The 23,980-nt window shown below is 68.3% G+C and carries 20 protein-coding genes; 11 read left to right on the top strand and 9 right to left on the bottom strand.

Annotated features, from left to right (window positions below; translation table 11 throughout):
- Positions 1 to 13: 13 nt before the first annotated feature.
- From AB7E03_RS18145 to AB7E03_RS18130, 4 genes are read left to right on the top strand one after another with little or no spacing between them, the layout of a single operon-like run.
- Positions 14 to 604, top strand: a complete 591-nt coding sequence (locus AB7E03_RS18145; RefSeq protein ID WP_441783854.1) for an acyltransferase — start codon at positions 14 to 16, stop codon at positions 602 to 604.
- On the top strand, positions 601 to 1,698 hold the full coding sequence (locus AB7E03_RS18140; protein WP_489942704.1) for a DegT/DnrJ/EryC1/StrS family aminotransferase: 1,098 nt from the start codon (positions 601 to 603) through the stop codon (positions 1,696 to 1,698). Before AB7E03_RS18145 ends, AB7E03_RS18140 begins: the two co-directional genes overlap by 4 nt.
- Entirely contained in the window at positions 1,698 to 2,690 is a 993-nt protein-coding gene (locus tag AB7E03_RS18135; RefSeq protein WP_489942703.1) for a Gfo/Idh/MocA family oxidoreductase, read from the top strand. The genes AB7E03_RS18140 and AB7E03_RS18135 overlap by 1 nt, the downstream gene beginning before the upstream one ends.
- Positions 2,687 to 3,865 (top strand): glycosyltransferase family 4 protein, encoded by a 1,179-nt coding sequence (locus tag AB7E03_RS18130; protein ID WP_489942702.1) that lies wholly within the window; start codon positions 2,687 to 2,689, stop codon positions 3,863 to 3,865. Before AB7E03_RS18135 ends, AB7E03_RS18130 begins: the two co-directional genes overlap by 4 nt.
- A 15-nt stretch (positions 3,866 to 3,880) precedes the next feature.
- Here AB7E03_RS18130 and AB7E03_RS18125 read toward each other — a convergent pair whose 3' ends face one another.
- The 4 genes from AB7E03_RS18125 to wecB form a co-directional block, all read right to left on the bottom strand.
- Positions 3,881 to 5,077: a TDP-N-acetylfucosamine:lipid II N-acetylfucosaminyltransferase family protein gene (locus AB7E03_RS18125; RefSeq protein WP_489942701.1), complete on the bottom strand. Its 1,197-nt coding sequence runs from the start codon at positions 5,075 to 5,077 to the stop codon at positions 3,881 to 3,883.
- Position 5,078: 1 nt separating this feature from the next.
- The gene (locus AB7E03_RS18120; RefSeq protein WP_489942700.1) at positions 5,079 to 5,741 is read right to left on the bottom strand and encodes an acetyltransferase; all 663 of its coding nucleotides are present in this window, start codon (positions 5,739 to 5,741) and stop codon (positions 5,079 to 5,081) included.
- Positions 5,725 to 6,918 carry a DegT/DnrJ/EryC1/StrS family aminotransferase gene (locus AB7E03_RS18115; protein WP_489942699.1) on the bottom strand — a complete coding sequence of 398 codons (1,194 nt, stop codon included), beginning with the start codon at positions 6,916 to 6,918 and terminating at the stop codon, positions 5,725 to 5,727. The genes AB7E03_RS18120 and AB7E03_RS18115 overlap by 17 nt, the downstream gene beginning before the upstream one ends.
- An 89-nt stretch (positions 6,919 to 7,007) precedes the next feature.
- Complete coding sequence (wecB, locus tag AB7E03_RS18110) at positions 7,008 to 8,066, bottom strand: non-hydrolyzing UDP-N-acetylglucosamine 2-epimerase (protein ID WP_489942698.1); 1,059 nt, start codon at positions 8,064 to 8,066, stop codon at positions 7,008 to 7,010.
- A 211-nt stretch (positions 8,067 to 8,277) separates the two neighbouring features.
- Between wecB and AB7E03_RS18105 the strand changes: the two genes are divergently transcribed.
- The 3 genes from AB7E03_RS18105 to AB7E03_RS18095 are packed head-to-tail and all read left to right on the top strand — an operon-like array spanning position 8,278 to position 12,384.
- Entirely contained in the window at positions 8,278 to 10,032 is a 1,755-nt protein-coding gene (locus AB7E03_RS18105; RefSeq protein ID WP_489942697.1) for an ABC transporter ATP-binding protein, read from the top strand.
- Between the two features lie 5 nt (positions 10,033 to 10,037).
- Complete coding sequence (locus AB7E03_RS18100; protein ID WP_489942696.1) at positions 10,038 to 11,117, top strand: glycosyltransferase; 1,080 nt, start codon at positions 10,038 to 10,040, stop codon at positions 11,115 to 11,117.
- A gap of 34 nt (positions 11,118 to 11,151) precedes the next feature.
- Entirely contained in the window at positions 11,152 to 12,384 is a 1,233-nt protein-coding gene (locus AB7E03_RS18095) for a glycosyltransferase family protein (protein WP_489942695.1), read from the top strand.
- A 1-nt stretch (position 12,385) separates the two neighbouring features.
- Here AB7E03_RS18095 and AB7E03_RS18090 read toward each other — a convergent pair whose 3' ends face one another.
- The gene (locus AB7E03_RS18090; RefSeq protein WP_489942694.1) at positions 12,386 to 13,534 is read right to left on the bottom strand and encodes a glycosyltransferase family protein; all 1,149 of its coding nucleotides are present in this window, start codon (positions 13,532 to 13,534) and stop codon (positions 12,386 to 12,388) included.
- Between the two features lie 144 nt (positions 13,535 to 13,678).
- Between AB7E03_RS18090 and AB7E03_RS18085 the strand changes: the two genes are divergently transcribed.
- The 4 genes from AB7E03_RS18085 (at position 13,679) to AB7E03_RS18070 (ending at position 18,142) form a co-directional block, all read left to right on the top strand.
- Complete coding sequence (locus tag AB7E03_RS18085) at positions 13,679 to 15,220, top strand: DUF2142 domain-containing protein (protein ID WP_489942693.1); 1,542 nt, start codon at positions 13,679 to 13,681, stop codon at positions 15,218 to 15,220.
- Positions 15,213 to 15,692, top strand: coding sequence for a GtrA family protein (locus tag AB7E03_RS18080; RefSeq protein WP_441783841.1), 480 nt, complete (start codon positions 15,213 to 15,215; stop codon positions 15,690 to 15,692). Before AB7E03_RS18085 ends, AB7E03_RS18080 begins: the two co-directional genes overlap by 8 nt.
- A 2-nt stretch (positions 15,693 to 15,694) precedes the next feature.
- Positions 15,695 to 16,654: a glycosyltransferase family 2 protein gene (locus AB7E03_RS18075; RefSeq protein WP_489942692.1), complete on the top strand. Its 960-nt coding sequence runs from the start codon at positions 15,695 to 15,697 to the stop codon at positions 16,652 to 16,654.
- A 168-nt stretch (positions 16,655 to 16,822) separates the two neighbouring features.
- Positions 16,823 to 18,142 (top strand): hypothetical protein, encoded by a 1,320-nt coding sequence (locus AB7E03_RS18070; protein ID WP_489942691.1) that lies wholly within the window; start codon positions 16,823 to 16,825, stop codon positions 18,140 to 18,142.
- Here AB7E03_RS18070 and AB7E03_RS18065 read toward each other — a convergent pair.
- The 4 genes from AB7E03_RS18065 to AB7E03_RS18050 form a co-directional block, all read right to left on the bottom strand.
- Complete coding sequence (locus AB7E03_RS18065; protein ID WP_489942690.1) at positions 18,103 to 19,680, bottom strand: DUF2142 domain-containing protein; 1,578 nt, start codon at positions 19,678 to 19,680, stop codon at positions 18,103 to 18,105. The genes AB7E03_RS18070 and AB7E03_RS18065 overlap by 40 nt on opposite strands.
- On the bottom strand, positions 19,680 to 20,972 hold the full coding sequence (locus tag AB7E03_RS18060; RefSeq protein WP_489942689.1) for a nucleotide sugar dehydrogenase: 1,293 nt from the start codon (positions 20,970 to 20,972) through the stop codon (positions 19,680 to 19,682). Before AB7E03_RS18060 ends, AB7E03_RS18065 begins: the two co-directional genes overlap by 1 nt.
- 111 nt (positions 20,973 to 21,083) lie before the next feature.
- Positions 21,084 to 23,381: a hypothetical protein gene (locus tag AB7E03_RS18055; RefSeq protein WP_489942688.1), complete on the bottom strand. Its 2,298-nt coding sequence runs from the start codon at positions 23,379 to 23,381 to the stop codon at positions 21,084 to 21,086.
- Positions 23,378 to 23,848: a hypothetical protein gene (locus tag AB7E03_RS18050; protein ID WP_489942687.1), complete on the bottom strand. Its 471-nt coding sequence runs from the start codon at positions 23,846 to 23,848 to the stop codon at positions 23,378 to 23,380. The genes AB7E03_RS18055 and AB7E03_RS18050 overlap by 4 nt, the downstream gene beginning before the upstream one ends.
- Positions 23,849 to 23,980 lie beyond the last annotated feature (132 nt).

The raw sequence follows: 23,980 nt of genomic DNA, 5'->3' as shown, positions 1-23,980 counted from the left end.
AGGACGAACGGCGTTGGCATTCGTTGCACCAGGGGCCGATGTCTCACCCGATGCGTCGATCGGCGAAGGGTCGAAGATCTGGCATCTCGCCCAGGTCCGCGAGTCCGCGGTCATCGGGGAGAACTGCATCGTCGGCCGGGGAGCGTACATCGGTACGGGCGTCCAGATGGGCGACAACTGCAAGGTGCAGAACTACGCGCTCGTCTACGAGCCCGCGCGTCTCGGCCACGGCGTCTTCATCGGCCCGGCCGTGGTGCTCACGAACGATACCTATCCTCGTGCCGTCACTCCCGACGGTGAGCTCAAGGACGCGCACGACTGGACACCGGTAGGCGTGGTGATCGGGGACGGCGCGTCCATCGGCGCACGAGCGGTGTGCGTGGCCCCGGCGACGATCGGACGGTGGGCCACGGTTGCCGCCGGCGCCGTCGTCACGAAGGACGTGCCCGACTTCGCCCTCGTGGCAGGGGTGCCGGCGCGGCGCATCCGCTGGGTCGGCAAAGCCGGGGTGCCGCTCGAGCAGCACGGCGACGAATGGGTCTGCCCGAGCACAGGAGACCGCTACGTAGAAACGGACCACGGACTTACTGAGGTGAACGAATGACTGAAGCCCGAGCTTTCATCCCGGCGGCCAAGCCGATCATCGGAGACGAGGAACGCGCGGCCGTCGACGCGGTCCTGGCGTCGGGGATGCTCGCGCAAGGCGAGGAGGTCGCCGCCTTCGAGCGTGAGTTCTCCGCCGGACTGGTCGACGGGCGGCACGCCGTCGCGGTGAACTCCGGCACAGCGGGTCTGCACCTCGGCCTTCTCGCCGCCGGCGTCGGGCCGGGCGACGAGGTCGTCGTCCCCTCGTTCACCTTCGCGGCCACAGCCAACTCGGTCGCCCTGACGGGCGCGACGCCCGTGTTCGCAGACATCGACCCGGTGACCTACAACCTCGATCCCCGAGCGGTGGAGGCCGTCCTCACGGAGCGCACCGTCGGCGTCATGCCGGTGCACCTGTACGGTCAGCCCGCCGACATGGCCGGATTCGAGGACCTCACCTCCCGTCGAGGGCTGAAGCTGTTCGAGGACGCCGCGCAGGCGCACGGCGCGCAGTTCGACGGCCGGCCGGTGGGATCTTTCGGCACTTTCGGGATGTTCAGCCTCTACCCCACGAAGAACATGACCTCCGGTGAGGGCGGCATCGTCACCACGGGCGACGGCGACGTCGCACGCCGCCTCCGACTCCTCCGCAATCAGGGCATGGAGAAGCAGTACGAGAACGAGATCGTCGGCTTCAACGCCCGCATGACCAACCTCCATGCTGCCATCGGGCGCGTGCAGCTCACCAAGGTGTGGGGCTGGACAGAGCAGCGCCGCACGAACGCGGCCTTCTTCGACGCGCACCTGCGCGGGGTGGGCACACCGGTCGTCACCGAGAAGGCCACGCACGTCTACCACCAGTACACGATCCGTGTCCCGGAGGACCGCGACGGTTTCGCCGCCGCGCTGCGGGAGGAGTACGGGATCGGCAGCGGCGTCTACTACCCGATTCCCAATCACCGCCTTCCGTCGTTCGCACGCACGGAAGATCTGCCCGAGACCGAGCGCGCCGCACGGGAAGTCCTGTCGATCCCGGTGCACCCGTCGCTCTCCTCCGCGGACCTCGATCGCATCGTCGCGGCCGTGAACGCCCTCGCCGGAGCAGGTGCCTGATGGCCGACATCCGCATCGGCCTCATCGGCTTGGGGATGATGGGGCGGCACCACGCACGCGTCATCCGGGAGGTCGAAGGAGTCACCCTGGCTGCCGTCGCCGACCCCGCCGGCGACCCGCACAACGTTTCCGGCGAGCTCCCCCTGCTGGCGAGCGTCGACGAACTGATCGCGGCGCGGATCGACGCCGCGGTCGTGGCCGTGCCCACGGTGCACCACGAAACTGTGGCCACCGCGCTCGCGGACGCAGGCGTCCACGCGCTCGTCGAGAAGCCGATCGCTGGCGACATCGCCGCCGGTGAGCGCCTCGTCGACATCTTCGAGAAACGAGGACTGGTCGGCGCCGTCGGGCACATCGAGCGCTTCAATCCGGCGCTCCAGAGCCTGCGCCAGCGGATCGAGGCCGGCGATCTCGGCGAGGTGTACCAGATCGCGACGCGACGGCAGGGACCGTTCCCCGCCAGGATCGCCGACGTCGGCGTCGTGAAAGACCTCGCGACCCACGACATCGACCTCACCGCGTGGCTCGCTCAGAGCGAGTACGGGTCCGTCGCGGCCCACGTCGCGCTGCGGAGCGGACGCGAATTCGAAGACATGGTGTCCTTCACCGGACTTCTCCAGAACGGCGTCATCACCAACCACCTCGTCAACTGGCTCTCTCCGATGAAGGAGCGCGTGACCGTCGTCACCGGCGATCGCGGCGCCTTCGTGGCCGATACGATCAGCGGCGACCTCACCTTCTACGAGAACGGCACGACGACCACGGAGTGGGAGTCGGTCATGGCGTTCCGCGGAGTCAGCGAGGGCACCGTCGTCCGCTACGCGCTCACCAAGCGGGAGCCGCTTCGCCTGGAGCACGAGGCGTTCCGCGACGCGATCCTCGGCAAGGCCAGCAACGTCGTCACCATGCGAGAGGGCCTGGCGAACGTCAAGGTCGCCGAGGCCGTCCTCCGGTCCGCGCAGGATGCATCGACCGTTCTCGTCTCCGGGTGAGCCGGCGCACGCCGAGGCGTGTCATCGTCGCCTCCCGGCTCTACCCGCCTGAGGTGGGAGCGGCGGCGTTCCGACTGCGGGCGCTCGCCCGAGGACTGGTCGCCGAGGGCGCGCGCGTACGCGTGGTCACGACGGCGCCCCCGCGCCGCACGGCCCCGATGGAGCCCGACGACGGTATCGAGGTCGCCCGCTTCCCCGTCCTGCGCGACGCGGGCGGGAATGTGCGCGGGTACGTCCAATACCTCAGCTTCGACGTGCCGTTGTTCTTCCGCCTGCTGATCGCCCGCGGCGATCTGGTCGTCTCGGAGCCCCCTCCTACGACCGGGATCGTCGTCGCGATGACGAGCATGCTCCGGAGGCGACCGTACGCGTACTACGCTGCGGACATCTGGTCGGACGGGCTCGTCGCTCTGGGTGCCCCGCGCGCCCTCGTCCGCCTCATGCGGGCGGTGGAAGGCTTCGTTCTCCGGCATGCCGAGACCGTCGTGTCCGTCTCGGAGGAAGTGACCGAGAAGGTGATCGCCTTCGGAGCGCCGGGCTCCACGGTGGTGAGCGTAGGAAACGGTGTGGACACGGACGTCTTCACACCTGACGGGCCCACACCCGTGTCCTCGCATCCCACCTACGTCTACACCGGATCGATGTCCGAGTGGCAGGCGCCGGCCGTGTTCGTGGAGGCTCTGGCGATCGTCCGCGACCGGTTCCCGGATGCCTCGATCCGGTTCTTCGGGCAGGGAGTCGACGAGTCGCGGATCCGGGAGACCTCCGAGGCGCTGAACATCGCCAACTACGTCCACCTGGGCGGGGTCATCCCGGCTGCCGAGACGGCCACGTGGATCCGCGGGGCGACGGCCGCCCTGGCCAGTATCAGGCCAGGCATCGGCTACGACTTCGCGAGACCGACGAAGACCTACGCCGCCGCAGCGTGCGGCACTCCCGTCGTCTTCGCCGGGACAGGCGTCGGAGCGGCGCTGGTCGACGACAATGCGCTCGGCTGGAGCTGCGACTTCACCCCGCATGCCGTAGCCGCCGCGATGATCGCCGCGGCCGAAGCCGAGCTCGATGGGGAGACCGGCCGGCTGCGCAGCGAACGGGCCGGCTGGGCGAGAGAGAACGCCTCCCTCGCGGCAGCCGGTCGGCGGGCGGCGCGGCGCTTCCTCCGCGTTCCGGACTGAGCGGGCCGCTCCCGGTCAGCGTCGGCGCGCGGTGGTTCCGCGGGTCTCCAGCAGCTGCCTAGCCGTCGTCAGGAGTGCTGTGGCGTTGGCCTTGACCTGGCCCTCCCCCCAGAAGCGCTTCACGAAGTCCCGGTTCCGTGCGACCGCATCCGGACCGAGCGGTCGGGCCAAAGAGGATGCGTCGCGCAGCTCGGAGGTGGAGCACACCGCCACGTCCTCCCGGCGGAGGAAGGCGTACACCGGGTTCACCTCGTCGAGGATCACCTGAGCGCCCGACTGAAGTGCCATGCCGATGTTGCCGAGCGCTTGCTGTCGCCGGGTGTTGACGATCACGACGCCGCACCCGCCGACGAGTGCGTTGTACTCCTCCAGCGGGAGCCGCTCGACGAGCGGCACGAAGGCGTCTCCCAGAAGTCGAGCACCGTGCGCGACGACGGCGTCGCGGTACGACGGATCGCCATAGCTGAGCGGAACGACGACCCGTGTCGGACCGAGGTCGTGCTGGGCGAGCAGCTCGAACGCCTCGAGATGGTTGTTGGACGGTGTGGCCGAATTCCCGACGAGGATTCCCGGCCGGCCGGCATCCTGTGTCGTCGTCGCGGTGAACGTTTCTTCGAGGCTGGCGTAGCTCAGCTGCGTGAAGGCGCCGTGGAACTCCGGATATCTCGACCGGAAGACCGGTTCGTCCGTGGGGACCGGGGCCGAGAAGAAGTCGGCCCGGCCGGCGGCTCGGTGGACCAGGCTGCGAGTGAAGGCGTGCCAGGGCGCGAGAGCCCGGCGGAGCAGGGGCGGCCGCTGAGAGCTCGCACTGTGGAGGTCGTCCACCAGTTTCCGGGTGAGCGGTCCGAACAGGTCGCGGTCGCCACCCGCGTCCGAGCCGTAGTAGTCGTATCCCCACCCGCTCCAGACCGTCACCGACCGGGGAGTGGCGCGGGAGAACACGGCGGCAGCATGCGGCGTCATCGAATGGGCGATGATGACGTCGGCCTCGGGGCGATGCCGGAGCAGACGGAGCACGCCCTGCATGGAATTGGCGGCGACGACGACCTCTCCCCCGGGTGGAGGGTACTGGAGCGTCCGATCGCCGGAGCGATTCACGACGATGTAGTCGTTCGAACCAGGGGCGACCGATTCGAACGTCCGCGCAGCGAACTGGAGGAACTGCGAGTCCGGTCCGATGTGAAGCACGCGGATGTCGGCAGCGCGGCTCACGCTAGCGCTTCCGTACCGCAGGCACGCCTGCCATGAGTGATCCATCGTCCACCGAAGCGATGACGCAGGCTCCGGCGGCGATCACCGCGTCATCGCCCACCACGAGGGGGCTTCCCGGCAGGCCGTTGATGATGTTCGCACCGATTCCGATGAAGACTCCGGCCCCGATCTGAACGCGGCCAGCGACGTGGACGGCCGGAGAGACGGTCGAGAAGTCACCGACGACGGAGTCGTGGGAGATCGTGCAGCCCGCGTTGATATGGGCGTGCCTGCCGATCACGACATTCGTGGTGAGGACCGAACCGGGGAAGACGACGGCGCCGGGCGCGATGACAGCGGAATCCGAACGCTGGACGCTGGAGTGGACGACGGTCGCCGGCGTCGCTCCTCGGGCTTCCAGGTCGCCGGCGATGCGCCGGCGCGCGGCACTGTCGCCGACTCCTACGACGAAGCGCGAGTCCGCACCGAACTCCACTTCGTCGAGCAGCTGGACGCTGTGGCCGTCGACGAACGTGCTCGACCGGTACCGGACGTCGTCGACGACGAACCGGATCTCGGGGACCTCGCGCCAGGCGCTCCTCGCCACCCAGGCGATCTCCTGGCCGTGTCCCCCGGCGCCGAACACGTACAGGGTGGAGAAGCCGAGTTCAGCCTTCGAGCTCATCGCCCACCACGAGGACCCGGATCATGTCGGCGATCCTCTGGACGGCCGACTCGTCGACGGCGCTGCCCGTCGGCAGCACGATCAGTCTTCCCGCGACGAGCTCAGTGCTCGGCAGTGCTGCGCCCGCATCCGGGTCGATCGTGCGATACGGCTCCATCCGGTGGATGCCGGGCCAGAAGTACTTGCGGGCGAGGACGTTCTTGGAGGTCAAGGCGGCCACGATGTCGTCTCGCGACGTCGACGCCGCGTCGTCGACCTCGATGGTGATGTACTGGAAGTTGTTCGACTCCGCTTCGTCGAAGGTCGTCAACCGGACCCCCGGAATCCCCGCGAGGAAGCGCTGGTAGGCGTGGTAATTGCGGCGGTTCGTGTCGATGACCGCGTCTATCGACCGCAGATTGGTGAGACCCATCGCAGCGGCGACCTCGGTCATCTTCGCGTTCGAACCGGCGGAGATGACGTTGTCGGCCCCGGCGAACCCGAAGTTCCGCATCAACCGCGCCTGTTCTGCCACCTCGTCGTCGTCGGTGACGATCGCGCCGCCTTCGAAGGTGTTGAAGAACTTGGTCGCATGGAAGCTGAAGACCTCAGCGCGGCCGAAACCCCCGATCGGCGTGCCCGACGCGGAGACCGCGAAGGCGTGAGCGGCATCGAAGAGGAGCTGAAGTCCGTGCTCGTCGGCGATCCGCTGGAGCTCGGCCACCGGGGCGGGCCTCCCCCACAGATGGACGGCGAGGATACCGGTGGTGCGAGGCGTGATGGCTGCTCGCACGGATTCCGGATCGAGGTTGTGGGTGCGGGGGTCGATGTCGGCGAACACCGGCGTGATGCCCTGCCAGTGAAGCGCGTGGGCCGTCGCCACGAAGGTGTACGAGGGCACGATCACTTCCCCGGAGAGGCCGAGGGCCCGGATCGCGATGTCGAGGCCGGCCGTGCCGTTGCTCACGGCCACGCAGTGCTTCACGCCGGCACGCTCCGCGATCCGCTCCTCGAACTCCTTCACCAGCGGGCCGTCGTTGGAGAGCCAGCGACGCTCGAACATCTGGTCGACGTACGAGTCGAAAACGGCACGATCGCCGATGTTGGGCTGACCGACGTGAAGAGGGTTCTCGAATGCGGGGATCGACAGCCATGCATGCGACACCGGCGTGCCGCCCGTGCCCGGTTCAGATTCCATCCCGACTCCTCTTCCTGCCGCGGCGGGGAAGCCACGCCACGAAGCAGCTTACGTGACGTGCGCGACAGGCGACCGACGCAGCGGACGGCCTACGAGAGGCGGCCGTGCCGCTCCACGAGGACGTCGACCACCCGCTCGGCGGCGTGGCCGTCCCCGTACGGCGAGGCGTCGGTTTCGGCCGGCCAGGGACGCTGCACCGCCTCTGGCAGGGTCTGCAGAGCGGACCCGACCAGCACGTTCCAGCCCAGGTCGACCGTCTCCACCCATTCGGTCTCCGGTCGAACCGTCGTCGTGGGCACCCTCAGCAGGAACGCCTCCTTCTGCAGGCCGCCGGAGTCCGTCACGACTCCTCGGCTGCCCATCACCGCGGCGACGAGCTCTGGATACGCCAACGGGGCCTCCAGCTCGATGGCCCCGCGCTGCAACTCCACCCCGGAGGCGGACGCGGCTGCCACCAGCCGTGGATGAGCGAGGAGGCGGACGGGACGGTCGAGACCGGCGAGAGCGTCGACGATCGTGGCGAGTCGTCCGGGGTCGTCCGTGTTGTCGGGCCGGTGGATCGTCGCGACGTAGTAGTCGCCGGCCTGCGCGGCACCCCCACCCGCTAGCACCTGGTCGCGGACGGCGTACAGCACGTCGGTCATCACGTCGCCGACGAGCACGCTGCGATCCGCCAGCCCTTCGTCGGCCAGGTGGCCCATCGCGACAGCGGTGGGAGCGAGGAGCAGGTCGGCGGCGTGGTCGGTCAGCACCCGGTTGTGCTCCTCGGGCATCCTCCGGTTGAAGGACCGCAAGCCGGCTTCCAGGTGAGCGAGCGGCACGTGGAGCTTCACCGACGCCACAGCGGCGGCGAGCGTCGAATTGGTGTCGCCATAGACCAGCACCCAGTCCGGCGAGTACCGCTGAATCACCGGTTCGAGCGCCGCGAGCATCGCTCCTGTCTGCTCGCCGTGCGAGCCGGAGCCGATCGCGAGATTGACGTCCGGCGCGGGGATCCCCAGGTCGCGGAAGAAGACATCGGACATCAGCTCGTCGTAGTGCTGCCCGGTGTGGACCACGATGTGTTCCGCCCTGTCCGCCATGGCGGAAGCGATCGGAGCCAGCTTGACGAACTGTGGACGGGCGCCCACGACACTCAATACACGCACCACTCAACCCTATGCGCTCGCGCCTCGCTCGGGCCGGCGAGCGGTCGCGCACGGCCGACACTCGGGACGCCTTCTGTAAAATGGCCGGGACACCCGGCAGTCGACGGGTGCAGAGACGAGCCGTGATGATCCTGTTCCTGCCTCCGTCCACTGCTCAGCGGTGGGGCCGGCCCGAGCTGTGAAAGCGCTCGCGAGAACCCTCCGCGAGCTGGTGCCGCTGCTGCCGGCCGCCGGCCAGCGATACCTCAGGTTCTATTCGTGGTTCGTCGGACTCCTCGCCGTTCTGGACGCCGTCTCGCTCGGGCTCCTCAGCGTGGTGATCTCCCCGCTGCTGTCCGGCAGTTCGCTCACCCTTCCCGTGGTCGGGACGATCGACACCACCGGCCTGGTCTGGATCCTCGTCCTGGTGTGCGTCCTCGTGATCGTCAAAGGAATCCTCGCCTCGCTCATCCAGTACCTCGCAACGCGGCGGTTCGCCTCGTTCGAGCTCGGCATCGGCGACCGGCTGCTCACCGCCTACATGGCCTCTCCGTGGGTGGAGAGGCTCAAGCGCAACTCCGCGGATGTCGTGCGGCTCGCCGACTGGGGCATCGCCAACACGATCGCCGGTGTTTTGCTCCCCGCTGCGTCGCTCGTCGGTGAGGCGACCACCTTCATCGTGGTATTCCTCGTGCTCGTGGTCGCCCAGCCTGCGATCGCCGCGACGACAGTGGTCTACCTGGGCCTCGTGGGACTCGCACTCTACTTCTGGGTGTCACGGCGCTCCCAGGTCGCCGGGCGTGTCAACCGCGACTACTCCTACCGTGTCTCCCGGCTGCTCACCGAGATGATCGGCGCGCTCAAAGAGGTGACCCTGCGGAACAAGTCGGCGGAAGTCGCCGCCGTCGTGCACGCGAACCGGGTGCGGACGTCGCAGGCGCGTGCCAACATCCAATTCTTGAGCCTCGTGCCGCGATACATCCTCGAATCAGCGGTCATCGGTGGGATCGTCCTCGTCGGCGCCGTCGGATTCTTCGTCGGCGGTAGTTTGACCGCTGCCGTCACCGCCGTCTCGATCTTCAGTCTCGCCGGCTTCCGGATGGCGCCCTCGATCACGCGGTTCCAGGCTGTCATCGGGACGACGACGGCGAACCTGCCGCACGCCCAGAACGTGATCGCCGACATCAAGCTCATGGAGCGCCAGAACGAGCGATCCCGGAGCGGGATGGACTCCGGTCACCTGCCCGAGCATCCGACCACACTCGATCTCGAGAACGTGTCCTTCGCCTACTCGCCCGGCGGGCCGGACGCGCTGCGTGAGATCTCGCTCTCGATCCCGTTCGGTGCGACGGTCGCCTTCGTCGGGTCGTCCGGAGCCGGCAAGTCGACCCTGGTCGACCTGATCCTCGGCCTGGTCGAGCCCACCTCGGGTTCCATCTCGATCGACGGCACTCCCCTGCGTCACGTGTCGTCGGCGTGGCACTCCCGCGTCGGCTACGTGCCGCAGGATGTTTCGCTGTTCGACGGCACCGTCGGGCAGAACGTCGCGCTGACCTGGTCGGACGACGTCGACCCGGTGCGCGCCCGCGCCGCACTCGAGCACGCCCAGCTGTGGGATGTGATCGCAGGCCGCGAGGGCGGCCTCGAGGGCCTGATCGGCGAGCGCGGCCTCGCCCTCTCCGGCGGTCAGCGGCAGCGTCTCGGCATCGCGAGAGCCCTCTACGTCGAACCGTATGTGCTCGTCATGGACGAGGCGACCAGCGCGCTCGACACGGCCACAGAGGCCGCCGTCGCCAAATCGATCCGCGAGCTGCACGGCAAGGTGACGGTCATCCTCGTCGCTCACCGGCTGTCGACCATCCGCCACGCCGACCGCATCTACTTCATGGCGGACGGGCGCATCCGGGCGAGTGGCACGTTCGACGAACTCGTCAAGAGCGTCCCTGCGTTCGCCGAGCAGGCCGCGCTGGCCGGCATGATCGAGTAGCCGGCATGTCCCTGCTCGTCGATGCGATCGTCGCCGTCCACGACCCGTCCCGCCCTGTGGACCGGGCGGTCGCGTCTCTCACCCGTTCGGGGCTCCGCCCGGGCACCGAACTGCGGATCACCGTCGTGTGCCACAACGTCGCCGCCGATGCCTTCGACCGGCGATTGGAGCCGTACCGCTCGGACGGTCTCCGAGTGATCACCCTGGCCGACGGAATCCGCAGCCCGGCGGGTCCGTTCAACGCCGGCATCGACGCCGCCGCGGCGCGCTACGTCTCCATCCTGGGCTCCGACGACCATCTGGAGGACGGCGCCCTGGCTCACTGGCTCGCCCGCGCCGAGCGCGACGGAGCCGATGCCGTCATCGCTCCCGAGGCACACGCGAACGGCGGGGTGGTTCGTACTCCGCCGGTGCGGCCGTTCCATCGCGGGAGGCGTGATCCGATCAAGGACCGGCTGGCGTACCGCACTGCACCGCTGGGACTGATCGCGCGCTCCGCGATCGAACGGCTCTCGCTGCGTTTCACGCCGGGCCTCGCGACGGGTGAGGATCAGGCGTTCTCGGCCCGGTTGTGGTTCGAGGGCGGCAGGGTCAGCTACGCGAAAGGCGCGCCGCGCTACATCGTGGGTGCAGACGCCATGACCAGGGTCAGCACGAGTCCTCAGCCACTCGACGTGCAGTTCGCATTCGCATCGCCGTTGCTCGAAAGCGCCTGGTTCACCGCGTTGCCGCCGGCCGCCCGGAGGGCGATCGTCGTGAAGCTGTTGCGCGTCCACGTCTTCCCGGCCGCCCTGGCACGGATCGACTCCCCGGATTTCGCGGCGTCCGATCAGGTGATCCTCGCGGACCTCGTCCGGCGCATGCGTACCGCCGCGCCCGTGTTCGAGCGCTCGCTGTCGATCGCCGATCGGAGGACCGTGGACGTCCTCCTCGACCCCGGGGCAGCCGTCGAGACCGTCGGCCGCCTCGTCCGGGCGCGTCAACGCTACGGTCATCCGTCGACGGTGCTGACCTCCGACCCTCGCGGACTGCTCCTGCCCGACGGTCCGCTGCGGTTCATGGCCGCCTCCTGGCTGATGCGATGACGCCGCGGCCGACCCGACCCGTTAGATTCGTCGTATGGCGTCGTCCTTGCTGAGTCGGATGACCAGCCGGCTGGCGGGTCGCCGGAGCGAGCTGCCCCCGTGGCTCACCGGCATCGGGGAGCACGCGCTCGAGCGACCGGGCTCCGTCGCGGGTCGGCTGCTCTACAAGGCCTTGGGGGCCGACGCCGGCGAGGCGGACCCCAACCCCGAGTTCACCGCCTCGACCCGGGTGTACTTCGGTCCGCTGAATTACGCCGGCCAGGCGCATCTTTGGGCGCGCGCGCTCCGCGCCGACGTGCCGGACGTGGCTGCGGTCAATGCGGCGGTCGTCGCTCCGCGCTCCGCACTCAACTTCCCCTCCGACATCTCCATCCCGCTCCGCGTCTATCGCGGTTCCGATGAGTGGAGGGCGGAGCAGCGGCTCTATCTTCGGCGGTTCACTCACGTGGTCGCGGAGAGCGGCCGATCGCTCCTCGGCGAGCGCGTCGCCTCCGATCCGTTCGACGAGCTCTCGGAGCTGCGCAGCGAGGGTGTCCGGACCGCAATCATGCTGCATGGCACGGATGCGCGGCTGCCGAGCAGGCACCGCGCGACTCATGCGCACTCCCCGTTCCAGGATGCCGAGAGGTTTGCGGGAACGGAGCGCCGAGTGAGTCGGCTGCTGAGCGACCTGGAGAGCTTCGACGGACCCGTCTTCGTCTCCACCCCGGACCTTCTCGCCGATGTGCCGTGGGCTGCATGGTGCCCGGTCGCCGTCGACCCTGCGGTGTGGGCCACCGACTCCCGGCCGCTCATCCGTCCCACGCCGCTCGTGGTCCATGTGCCGAGCCGGTCCTCGGTCAAGGGCACGGAGCTCATCGAGCCGGCGGTTCGGGCTCTCGAAGCGGACGGGCTGATCGCCTACCGGAGGATCGAGGGCGTCCCTCCCAGCAGCCTGCCCGCGATGATCGCGGACGCGGACATCGTTCTGGACCAGTTCGCCCTCGGAAGCTACGGCGTGGCGGCGTGCGAAGCCATGGCCGCCGGCAGAGTGGTGATCGGCGACGTCGACGATGGTGTGCGTGAGGCCGTTTCGCGTTCCGGCGCCGGAGAGTTGCCGATCGTGCAGGCGCGGGCGGGCGAGATAGCCCAAGTCCTCCGCGGGGTCCTCGACGATCGTGAAGCGTACGCCGCACACGCGCGGCGCGGAGTCGACTTCGTCGCGGCGCTGCATTCGGGTCCCGGATCGGCAGCCCGGCTGGCGGACGGCCTCGACATCCGCCGCTGACTCAGGCGAGCGGATCCTCTGCGCCCACGTGGAGCATCGCGGCGATGGCGTCCGCCCACTGCTGCTGCTGCGACTCCGCGGAGAGGGGGCGGGCGGCGACATGGGAGGCGGCCTTCCAGGCCGCGACCTGCTCGGGGGTGATGCGCGCGATCAGTGCGCGCAGGGACTCGACCGAGAAGTCCGGGACCACCGCACCCAGCCCGTACTCCTCCAGGATCGTCACCATCTCGGGTGATGGGCCGATGATCAGCGCGAGCCGCGCCTGCACGGCTTCGAAGAACTTGTTCGGGAGGGCGTGCGCGAGATTGAAGTTGGTGGGCGGGAGGAACGTCATCGAGACGTCGTATTCGGCCAGCGTCTCCACGAGCCGGTCGTAGGGGACGGGATCGCGGAAGGTCAGGCCGGGCACTCCCTCCCCCATCGCCCTCAGCTCGGCCACGTAGTCCGGCTCGTTCGGCATCACGATCATGTCGAGGGTCACGTCGGCGGGTGCATCCTTCATCAACTCGATGAAGTTCTCCAGCTTCCGGTAGCGCTGACCGGCCGCGGAATGGATGAGACGGATCGGCGTGTGCACCGGCCTCGGCTCGCGCTCGGCGTACGGAGCAGCATTTGTGACCACTCCGACCTTGACACCGTAATCCGCCTCGTACCGGTCGGCGATGCCGCGTGCGACCGTGGTCACGGACACAAGCTTCGGAAGATAGTTGCGGCAGAGCCAGCGCATATACGGCGCGACGGCGAGCCGCCACCGGAGGTCGTCGTCCTTCTCCTTCGGCGCGAACTCGTGAAGGTCGCCGTGCACCCCGAACCTGGGCTCCAGCGCGAGAGCCAACGGAACGGCGGTGAGGTCGTTGGCGAGGATGCCGTCGAACCGGCGGCCCTCCAGCTTGGGTCGCGCGTCGGCGACCGCCGCGGTGCCCCAATACGCCCGCTCGTACCGCCGCAGGGCGATCGCGACCTTGTCGTCGACCCAGGTGCGCGCATCCGGCGCCACCTCGATGTGCTCGACGACGCCCTCCGGCGCGTCGCCGAAGCCGCACGTCGTCACGTCGTAGCGGTCCCGGAACAGCTGGACCTGCTTGAGGACGCGCGGATCCGAGCGGATGTTCGAGAACGAGAGGATCAACAGCGAGCGGCGAGCGGGCATGCGGCGTTCCAGCTTTCAGCGGGCAAGTGGCCCGGCGGTAGGCGTCGTCGAGCACGGCCCGGCGGTCGAGCGCGTGCATGTTCACCGTCTAGCTTCGCGCATCGTCCGCCGTTTCGCGCACCGGTGGCCAGGTAAGCTTTCCCAGTGCAAAGCTCGCGGACGGATCGATCGGATCGGTATCGATGGACCCTTCTCATCGCGACCCCCGTCTTCGCACTGATCGCACTGGTCATGTGGGCGGTCGCCACTCCGATCGGCTCCAGCCCCGATGACGACTTCCACCTGGCCAGCACCTGGTGCGCGCTGGGCGACCGGCCCGGTCTCTGCGAGCAGGTCCCCGGTCATCCGGAGGAGCGTGCGATCCCGAAAGGTGTCGCCCAGGTGCTGTGCACCGATCTGTTCCCCAGCCAGCTGGCCAAGTGCGACGTCGATCCCAGCCAGTCGGCACGAGACCTCATCCCGACAGCTCGCGGCAACTTCGGGGGAACATACCCGCCGGTGTACTACGCCGTGATGGGCGTGTTCGCCAGCCCGCAGTACGCGGTCTCCGCTCTGGCGATGCGGCTCGTCAACGCCGTCCTCTTCGTGGGGCTCACATCGCTGCTCTACTGGCTGCTCACCCCCTCCCGGAGACGGACGCTGCTCTGGGCGTGGGCGATCGGCATCGTGCCGCTGGGCGTCTCGCTCCTGTCGTCCAACAATCCGAGCTCATGGGCGATCATCGCAGGCGGGTCGCTCTGGCTCGCCGTACTCGGCTGGTTCGAGAGCAGCGGCCGACGGGCGATCGGGCTGGGAGCGCTTGCGGTGGTCTTCGCTGTGATGGGCGCCGGCGCTCGTGCGGATTCGGCGGTGTACACGGTGCTGGGCATCGTGGTGGCCGGCATCCTCGCCGTTCAGCGCACGCGCCGGTTCCTGCTGAAGGCGATCCTGCCACTCGGGCTGGTGCTCGTTGCGGTCCTCTTCTACTTCGGCGCCAACCAGTCCGTCGGCACAGGTGGGCTGACGGGCAGCCACGACGCCTCGACGCCTCTCACCACGGCGCAGTACGTGTGGAATTACTTCGAGGAGCTCCCCCAGCTCTGGGCGGGCAGCCTGGGCACCTGGCCCATCGGCTGGCTCGACATTCCGATGCCTGCCGTCGTCTCGGTCGCGTCGGTCGCGGTGTTCGGCGCGGTGACCTTCACGGGCTTGCGTTCCCGTTCCCTGCGCAAGCTGATCGCTCTCGGATTCGCCCTCGTCGTGATGTTCGCGGTGCCGGCCTACATCCTTCTCAAGAGCAAGGCCACGGTCGGGCAGGAGGTTCAGCCGCGCTACATCCTCCCGCTGCTCCTCCTGTTCGCCGGCGTGGCCATGGTCGAGGTCATCGGCGGTCGGGGCATCAGCTTCACCCGACTGCAGCGGGGCGTCGCAGCGCTCGCGCTGTCGCTCGCCGGCGCTTTCGCGCTCCACGCGAGCATCCACCGCTACGTCTCCGGCGCCGGTATCTCCGACTTCGACCTCGGGCACGGCGTGCGCTGGTGGTGGGGAGGGCCCGTCTCCCCGATGGCCGTGTGGGTCGTGGGGTCGCTCGCCTTCGCAGGCGCGATGTTCGGCGCGTTCTGGCTTGCACACCGCCGTGCAGAGAACGGGACACGCCTGGACGGGCAGCCCACCGATACGCGCGAGGTGGTCACGAGCCATGACTGACACCGCACCGTCCTCAGAGTCGTCGCCCGCGCATCAGCCGCTGTTCAAGCGCGTGTTCGCGCACTCCGGGGTACGCTATCTCGTCGCCGGAGGGCTGAGCTTCCTCGTCGACTTCGGTCTGCTCGCCCTGCTGCACGACGTCCTACTGTGGCCGGTGTGGCTAGCGAGCGGCGTGTCGTTCCTCCTCAGTTTCGCCTTCACCTACACGATCCAGCGCGTCTTCTCGTTCGGCTCTTCCGCGCCACATGGCCGCGCGGTCCTGCGCTACACGCTCCTGGTAGCCTTCAACACGCTCGCGACGATCGTCATCGTCTCGCTCATCAACTCGTCGGTCGTCGGCTGGGCGGGCGGCAAGGTCGTCGCCACCATCGTGACGACGACCTGGAACTACTTCGCTTACCGGTATTGGGTCTTCGCCGACCCCCAGAAGAACGAACCGAGCCCGGCGACCGGGCCGGCCGAAAGGAACTGAGCGTGTACAACGGTGCTCGCATCGCCGCAGTGGTCCCCGCCTACAAGGAAGAGGCGATGATCGCCACCGTCATCGCGACGATGCCGTCGATCGTCGACCACATCGTGATCGTCGACGATCACAGCCCGGATGCGACGAGCGATGTGGTGCGCAGTGTCGGCGACCCTCGCGTCTCCCTGGTGCGACACGAGGTCAACCAGGGCGTCGGAGGGGCCATCATCACCGGCCACCGCCTCGCGATGGAACTGGGCGCAGACGTGAACGTCATCATGGCGGGTGACGCCCAGATGGATCCCGACTATCTTCCGCCCCTTCTCGACGCCGTCACTTCGGGAGGCTATGGGTTCGCCAAAGCCAACCGGTTCTTCTCGCCGGAGTCGTTCCACGGCATGCCCGGCCATCGGGTGTTCGGAAACATCGTGCTCTCGTTCATGACGAAGCTCGCCTCGGGGTACTGGAACCTCTTCGACCCGCAGAACGGCTACACGGCTGTCCGCACCGAGATCCTCAAGCGCGTCCCGCTCGACAACGTCTCGAAGAGGTACAGCTTCGAGAACGACCTGCTGATCCACCTGAACATCCTGCAGGTTCCGGCGACCGACGTCCCGATTCCCGCCGTCTACGGCGAAGAAGTGTCGAGCATCCGGCTGTCGAAGGTGGTGCCAGAGCTGCTCAGCCTACTCACCCGAGGATTCTGGCGCCGCATCTGGTACCGCTACGTCCTGTGGTCGTTCTCGCCGATCGCTCTGCTGCTCTTCCTCGGCCTGATCCTGTTCGTCGCGGGGCTCGGCGTGGCCATCTGGGTGTGCTTCCAGGTCGCGGCGTCTGTCGTGGCCACCGCCGCGACCGTCATGCTGGCAGCGCTCCCGCTGATCCTCGGCTCGCAGATGTTGATCAGTGCGCTGCAGCTGGACATCCAGGCGAGCCCGTCGACACCCGGTCTTCCACCCTTCGAAGAATAAAGGACCCCGTACACCCCCCTCCGCCGCGCGGCGACTGAGGGGTATGCCTGTTGTATGCAGAATCAACAGGCGAGGATTCGGCGCGCTGACCTGAAGAACGCAAGCGAAGGCGCCACCGTCCGGATACCGCTGGGCCGCCGTTTTCTCGCCGCTGCCTACAGGCGCTGGGTGCCGCTCGCGCTCGTATTCGCGTCGTTGGTCTTGGGGTTCACGGTCACCGCTCATCACACTCAGGCGCTCTCGCCCATCGACGAGTGGGTCTATTCGGACTACCTCGACAAACTCCCCGGGCAGGTGTTCATGCCGCGCGGTCAGGAGATCGGGCCGCAAGCCCTTGAGCACATGGCCTGCGTCGGCGTGCGCGCGTACGGCCCCATGGGGCCGAAATGCGGGTCGGACTACTCCGCACACCTCGATAAGTTCCCGCAGGCCGGCATCACCTCCGCTGATGCGTACACGCCGCTCTACTTCGTGATGACCTGGGCGGGCGCAAAGGCGATCCAGCTCGTCACGGGCGTCTCGCTCCTCGAGGCGGCGCGCTTCACCGGTCCATTCTGGCTGGCCGGCGGCATGGTGCTCTTCTCCTGGCTGCTCCGCCTGATGAGGATCAGACCGGTCATCGTCTTCGGGCTCGGTCTTGCCGTGATCGCATCGCCCTTCGCATGGTGGACGTTCACCTTCGTCAGTACCGACGCTCCGGTGCTCGCCCTGGGAGCGTTCATGCTGATCGCAGCCATCAAGTACGTGCGAGGGCAGTGGTCGGGCTGGTGGTTGCCTCTGATCGCAGCGGTCGCGACGCTGTTCAAGATCACGAGCATCCTGGCGGTGCTGCTCGTGACGCTGTGGCTCGTGCTCGAATTCGTCGCCCGCCGAATACGGGAGAGACCGCGTCGTCGCGGCTTCTCGTGGCGGGAGGCACTCGGGGGACGGGGTGTGGACGGATACCTGATGATCGCCGCGTGCAGCGCGATCGCGGCCCTCATCGTCGAGGTTGGCTGGCTGGCCTTCCGGGCCGCCATCGCCGTGGGACCGGCCGCGAATCAGGGGGTGACGGGCCGGATGTCGCTCAAGGATCTCGGCTCGCAGTTCGTCAACTTCCTGCCCGGCACTGTGATCTCCAACGTCAACATCACCGGACAGACCGCTCTGGGGCTGCCCATCCCGCCCTTCATCGTGGAGCCGCTCTCGTGGATCACGATCGGCGGCGTCGTCGGGGCGGTCGCGATCTACACCTGGCGACGCGCGAACTCCACGCTGGTGTATTCGATCGCCGCGCTGGCGATCCTGGGCGCTCCGCTGCTCGCGATCGCACTCGACGTGCAGAAGACGTACTTCCCCATCCCACCGCGATACGGGACGGCCCTGCTGCCGGCGTTCCTGCTGTCGGCCGGGCTCATCGTCCGGAGCAGACTCGCGATGATCCTGCTCGTCGCGTACCCGGCCATCGTCTATTGCATTATTTTGGTGTTCTCGCCCGTGTTCAAGTGAGGCGAGGGGTTCCCTTCGGCGGCGGCCAGGCCTGAGGCCGTGCTCTCGGCGCGGCTGCGGACGATCCAGGCGCAGCTGATGCCGGCCGCGCCTACGAGGGCGAAGGCGATCCAGATCAGATTCGATCCGGGTGCGTGCCAGCTGGGATGCCGGAGGAACGAGAGCCAGGAACCGTCCATGCCGACGGCATAGCGGCGGAGCGTCCACGCGACGGCAGCCGCCTGGCCGACGGCCGCCAGGATACCGACGAGGATGACCGCACGCACCCGCAGGGCCGCCGGTACCGCCACCCCTGGTCGCCGCGAGAGCACGATGGCCACCGCCGAGATCACCAGGACCGCGGCGTAGGCGACAAGCGAGTAGCGGCCCTGCCAGATGTAACCGCTGCGCTGCACCGCCATGGCCTGCACGGTCGCAGGGACGAGGAAGAATCCGGCGATGGCGACGATCACCGCGGCCAGCAGGCGGCCGCGCGCCACCACGAGCGCGCCGAGCACCGTGCCCAGGGCCAGGAACGACCAGAGCAGATAGACGTATTCGGGCGCCGGGGTGTCGAGCCACCCGAACAGACCGATGATGCCCGGGTCGAGAGACTTGTCGGACAGCATGGTGACGAACGCGAGCGGGGGGCTGACTCCCGTCCCGGCGAACTCGCCCAAACTGGTCAACGTGTTCGTCATGAGGATCCACCAGACGGCGAAGCCCGCTCCGACCGCCAAGATCGCAAGGACGATCCACGATGCCGCGCTCCGGAACAGCAGACGGATGCGGCCGGGCTCGGCGGCGACGATCGCGATCACCGCGATCATCGCCATCCACAAGGGTGAGAGGCCCCGGGCGTTGGCGAGCAGCACACCACTGACGGCCACCAGAGCGAGTGCAGGCTCGGGCCGTGGGAGCGCCGGTCCGCGAACGAGGAGGAGCAGGAGCGAGAGGAGTGCGGCTCCTGCCGCGATCTCGACCGCATTGGGGTTGACCGATCCGCTGAGGAAGACCGTCGTCGGTGTCAGGATCGCGAGCGCGGCGAACCCGGTCACCGCCGAACGCCGGAGCGCGAAGAGGGCGCTGATCGCCACCGCGAAGAGGGCCGAACAGATCAGCGCGGTGAGGAGACGCATCGCGAAGACCGCCGCGAACGAGTGGCTCGTGATCAGGGTCGGCCAGCCGACGAGCACGTAGTAGACCGGGTTGTAGAGCCCTGCGGATGTCTCGACGGCGGTCGGCTGGGACGATCCTCCGCTGATCGTTCCCATGCAGACGGCGGAGGTCTCTGGGTGATAGGCGGGGCAGGTCCACGACCACGCCTTCGCGATGCCCTCCGGAACCGTGACCTGAGTGAATCCGGAGCGCTCGGTCGCTGTGCCGATGAGTTCACCGCGAACGACGGCTGCCGCCTTGATGATGTGGGCCGGTTCATCCGGGCTCGCGCTCAGCGGGGTGGAGACCGCCCAGGTGGCGGAAAGGACGAAGAGCCCGGCGAAGACGAAGAGACCCGAAAGCCATGTCGATCCGCCGATCCGCCCCAGCAGGGCGCCCATCAGGCGGCGACGCCGATGACTCGGTAGAGCACGCCCGGCCACGCATCCGCAGAGCTCACGCGGCGTCCGTCGATCAGAACCGCGATGCCCGGGAGGTCGGAGGGCCCGAGCTCGCGGTACGCGGCATGATCGGTCTGGACGATGGCGGCGTCGACCGGTTCGCCGAGGCTGTACGGACTGAATCCGAGCGCCCGAAGCTCGTCGTCCGAGTAGAGCGGGTCGTGGACGACCGGCACGGCGCCGCGGGCGGCCAGAGCCTCTACCAGGGGGAAGACGCCGGAGAACGCGGTCTCCTTCACTCCGCCCCGGTACGCCGCCCCCAAGACGGCGACCCGTGCGCCGCGGATGTCTCCGTAGGCGCCCTCGAGCATGCCGACCGCGTGGACGGGCATTCCGGCGTTGGCCTGTCGTGCGGCGCTGACGATGGTCGCGCCCGGGTCGTTCCACAGGTAGAGCCGCGGATAGACCGGGATGCAATGGCCGCCGACCGCGATACCGGGCCGGTGGATGTGGCTGTACGGCTGCGAGTTGGACGCCTCGATCACGTTGTAGACGTCAATTCCGGCGCGTTCGGCGTACTGGGCGAACTGGTTGGCGAGACCGATGTTCACGTCGCGATAGGTCGTCTCGGCCAGCTTGGCGAACTCCGCGGCCTCTGCCGAGCCGAGATCCCAGACGCCGTTGGGGCGCGCCAGATCGGCGCGCTCGTCGAAGTCGAGCACGGCCTCGTAGAACTCGGTGGCCCGACGGGCGCCGTGCTCGCTCAGGCCGCCGATGAGCTTGGGATACTTGCGGAGATCGGCGAAGATGCGGCCGGAGAGCACACGTTCCGGTGAGAAGACGACATCGAAGTCGCTGCCCTCGACGAGCCCCGAGACGGCCTCCAGTCGGGGTGCCCACCGTTCGCGGGTCGTTCCGACCGGAAGGGTCGTCTCGTAGGACACCAGCGTGCCGGGGGTCAGGTGGCGACCGACGGATTCGGTCGCCGAGTCCATCCACGCGAAGTCGGGGCGCGCGTCGCTGTCGACGAACAACGGCACCACGATCACCACCGCATCAGCGTCGGGGATGGCGTCGGCGTAGTCGGAGGTCGCCCGGAGCGCACCGGAACGCACCACGTCGACGAGCTTGTCATCCAGTCCCGCCTCACCCGGGAACGGCGCAGTCGAGGCGTTGACGAGGTCGACGACGGTCGAGCTGACGTCGACACCGACCACCTCGTGGCCTTTCGAGGCGAACTGGACAGCCAGGGGGAGGCCGATCTTCCCCAGCGCGACTACCGCGATCTTCATGTATTGGTGACTCCCGATTTCCTGCACAGCACGAGCCCGTCAATCCTACGGTGTGCCGTCGCAGCATCGGCGCGAGGTGCGATCGATCGACGCAGTTCCGGGCCTCCGGTGTCAGGCAGCGGGTCCAGTGGGAATCGCTGCGGCGAACAGTGGATGCACGTTGAGATACCCGGCGCCCTTGCTCAGCTCCTGGTAACGCTGGATGCTGCCGATCGGCCGCTTCTTCCCCCCGTCGAGGAGGTAGATCGAGCCATCCGGCGTGCGGATGAAGCTGGACGCCGGCGCGCCCGCCTTGAGCAGGCGGCAGGTGTACGTGTCGAGCGGGACATAGCTGAACGGGTACAACGCCTTGAGCGTCGGGTCGAGCTTGTGCACGCTCCCGCCCGCGCTGACGTAGTCGGTGGTGCCGCACGTCAGCCCGAATCCGAGAAGGGTCGAGGCGCGCGGATAGGCATCGATCCGCGCTTGGGTGGTGTAGCTGAACGCGGTGATGCCCGCTTCCGTCGCGTAGGCGAAGTTCGACATCGCGACCTTGCTCGTGACGCCGTTGATCAGGTACACGGTCGCATCGCTGGCCGACCTCACCAGCGTGTTCGTCGTGAGCGCCACCGGCCCCTTCGGCATGGCTGCGACGACCGCGTCTGGGACGGTCGTGATCACAGGTGTGCCGTTCGCCGACAACGCGACGAGCGACTCCCAGGCGCCGACAGGGAGGAGCTTGTCGCTCATCACCAGGTAGACGGTGGCCGAGCCGGCCGTCTTGACACTGGATCCGGCGGCGATCGTGCCCTTGCTCGGGTAGGTGCCGAGGAACGCCTGCGGTACCGGGACGGGGGTGAGCGTCGCCCCAGCTGCCTTCCAGACCAGGCGCCCGCCGTCGGCGAGGACCGAGACATCCGGCGATCCCGCCACGGACACGATCCCCGCGAATGCCGTCGGAGCAGCTGGGATCTTCGCGAGGCTGGCGCTGGAGAGCGACCCGGTGGATCGGCTGACCACCTGGGCTGCCGCGACGGTGCCGGCGGCGACCGGGTACCGCAGGCCGTTGCCGAGGTACGCGTAGGCGGACGAGCCGCGCTGCGCCGCGTACACCCCATCCCGCACGATCGGCGCACCGAGCGTCAGCCCGGCGACCGCGTCCTCGGTCAGCACGTTGTACCCCCCGGGGAGACCGGCGGCCGCCTGCGACGCGGAGTCCAGTATCTCCCGCTTGGTCCCTTGCGTGATGTAGTAGCGCGCTCCAGCCGTGGTGCCGAGAACCGGTCCCATCGCGGGTCCTGTGGCGAAGGCGGAGAGCTGGTCGTCCGTCAGCTCGACGTAGCCGTTGGCTGCACACTGCCCGCCGTAGTCGGCGACGAGTCCGCACGAACTGAACGGCAGCTTGATGCTGGCGTCGGTGAAGTAGATGGTGCCGCCGGGCGAACGCATGACCCGGCCGGCCACCTGCGCGGTGCTGAACGAGTCGAGGTAGCTCTGGGACACGTAGCCGATCGGTCCCAGGGGGGCATAGGCGGTGAGGATCGCCTGGCTGGCGATCGGATACTTGGCCGTACCCGAGATGATGTAGACCGTTGCGTTCGATGTGCTGCGCAGCAGCGAGCTACCCGCGGTCGTCGGGCCGAACCAGTCGGTGTAGATCCGCCAGAAGTTGCGGTTGCCGTACGCGCTGCAGCCGTCGCCGGTCCCGTAGAGATTGTTCAGAGCCGCGGCGTTCGGCTGGTAGGGCGTGTAGTTGTACAACCCGGCCGTCGCCAGGTTGTGGATGTAGACGTTAGAGGAGCCGCAGGCCGCGTTCGGGCTGTAGCGGATCGCGTTCACGCGCCCTGCCACGTGGTTCCAGCTGGTGGGGCTTGCCGCGTACCGCTTGAATTGGAGGGCCGCGTTGTACACCTGGTTGAAGAAGCCGAGGTACTGGCTGTCGCACGCCGCAGTGTCTGGGCAGGCGTAGCCAGTCGCCTTCTGGTACTGGTTGGCGGTAGGCCAGGTGTCCGAGACGAGGCTCTGCTCCTTCTCGAGCAGGACGATCAGCACCTTTTGGCTGATCCCGCAGGCCGCCCCCACCCGCGCGATGATGGTCGCGGCCGACTCGTTGGCAGCTCCGGTGTACGCGCTGCAGCGGTAGTCCACCGCCGCTTTGGTGGATGTCGACTGCCGATAGTCCTTGAGGCAGGTGTAGCCCGCGACGCACGTCGACACCTTGGACGAGAGGAACGTCTGCACCTGGCCGGCGGTCATGGCGCCCCCGTCGTAGAACAGGGCGTCGCTGATGATGTTGCCCGCGTCGAACTGCCGCCCGTCGGCCGCGGCCGCGGGAGCCTGAGCTTGCGGTCCGATCGGCGCGACCGGCGACAGCACGGCAAGTGCGAGGGCGATTGCGCCGACGACGGCGACCAGCGCGCGGCGGCTCACGGGATCACCAGGGTCGTCGACGGTGACGTGGAGGGCGCGCCCCCGACAGTCATCCCCACGGTCACCTCGTAGGCGCCGCGCTGGAATGAGGCGATGGGGACCTGGACCGTTCCGCATGACGTCGTCGACCTGTCGGGAGTGGCCTCGTGATCCACGGTGAACGACGATCCGTTCCGCGAGAACGTGAACACGCACGTGCCCTGATCCGTCACGACTCCCTGCACGTAGCCGGAGGCGGTCACGTTTCTGCCGTCGGCGTCGACGGCGGCGACCACCAGAACGGCCTCGGTAGCAGCGGCGGTCGAGTCTCCCGCACCCGGCGATGCCGTCTTCGTCGGGGTGGGGGATGCCAGCACACCCGTATCGGTGCGGCTATCGGTGACCGGCGCCGTGCACGCACTGAGAAGGGCGCTCACCACGAACGCCGTGGCTGCCGCAGCCGCGACGGATGGTGCGATCCTGCTCATTCGTGACTCCTGGTCGGGGAAGGTACGACAAATGTCGCTCGAGATGCGTTTCGGGTCGCCCTTCTACGATATCGGCACTGGGGCTCTCCGGGGCGGGTCGGCGCCGCCCTACTATGGGGGGCATCATCCGAC

Source organism: Leifsonia sp. RCC_180 (assembly GCF_058138205.1).
This window is presented reverse-complemented; position numbering and strand designations above follow the sequence as displayed.

Coding starts and splice junctions, on each gene's coding strand:
- AB7E03_RS18140 (WP_489942704.1), top strand. CDS start 601: ATGACTGAAGCCCGAGCTTTCATCCCGGCGGCCAAGCCGATCATCGGA.
- AB7E03_RS18135 (WP_489942703.1), top strand. CDS start 1,698: ATGGCCGACATCCGCATCGGCCTCATCGGCTTGGGGATGATGGGGCGG.
- AB7E03_RS18120 (WP_489942700.1), bottom strand. CDS start 5,741: ATGAGCTCGAAGGCTGAACTCGGCTTCTCCACCCTGTACGTGTTCGGC.
- AB7E03_RS18115 (WP_489942699.1), bottom strand. CDS start 6,918: ATGGAATCTGAACCGGGCACGGGCGGCACGCCGGTGTCGCATGCATGG.
- AB7E03_RS18100 (WP_489942696.1), top strand. CDS start 10,038: ATGTCCCTGCTCGTCGATGCGATCGTCGCCGTCCACGACCCGTCCCGC.
- AB7E03_RS18095 (WP_489942695.1), top strand. CDS start 11,152: ATGGCGTCGTCCTTGCTGAGTCGGATGACCAGCCGGCTGGCGGGTCGC.
- AB7E03_RS18090 (WP_489942694.1), bottom strand. CDS start 13,534: ATGCCCGCTCGCCGCTCGCTGTTGATCCTCTCGTTCTCGAACATCCGC.
- AB7E03_RS18080 (WP_441783841.1), top strand. CDS start 15,213: ATGACTGACACCGCACCGTCCTCAGAGTCGTCGCCCGCGCATCAGCCG.
- AB7E03_RS18065 (WP_489942690.1), bottom strand. CDS start 19,680: ATGGGCGCCCTGCTGGGGCGGATCGGCGGATCGACATGGCTTTCGGGT.
- AB7E03_RS18060 (WP_489942689.1), bottom strand. CDS start 20,972: ATGAAGATCGCGGTAGTCGCGCTGGGGAAGATCGGCCTCCCCCTGGCT.
- AB7E03_RS18050 (WP_489942687.1), bottom strand. CDS start 23,848: ATGAGCAGGATCGCACCATCCGTCGCGGCTGCGGCAGCCACGGCGTTC.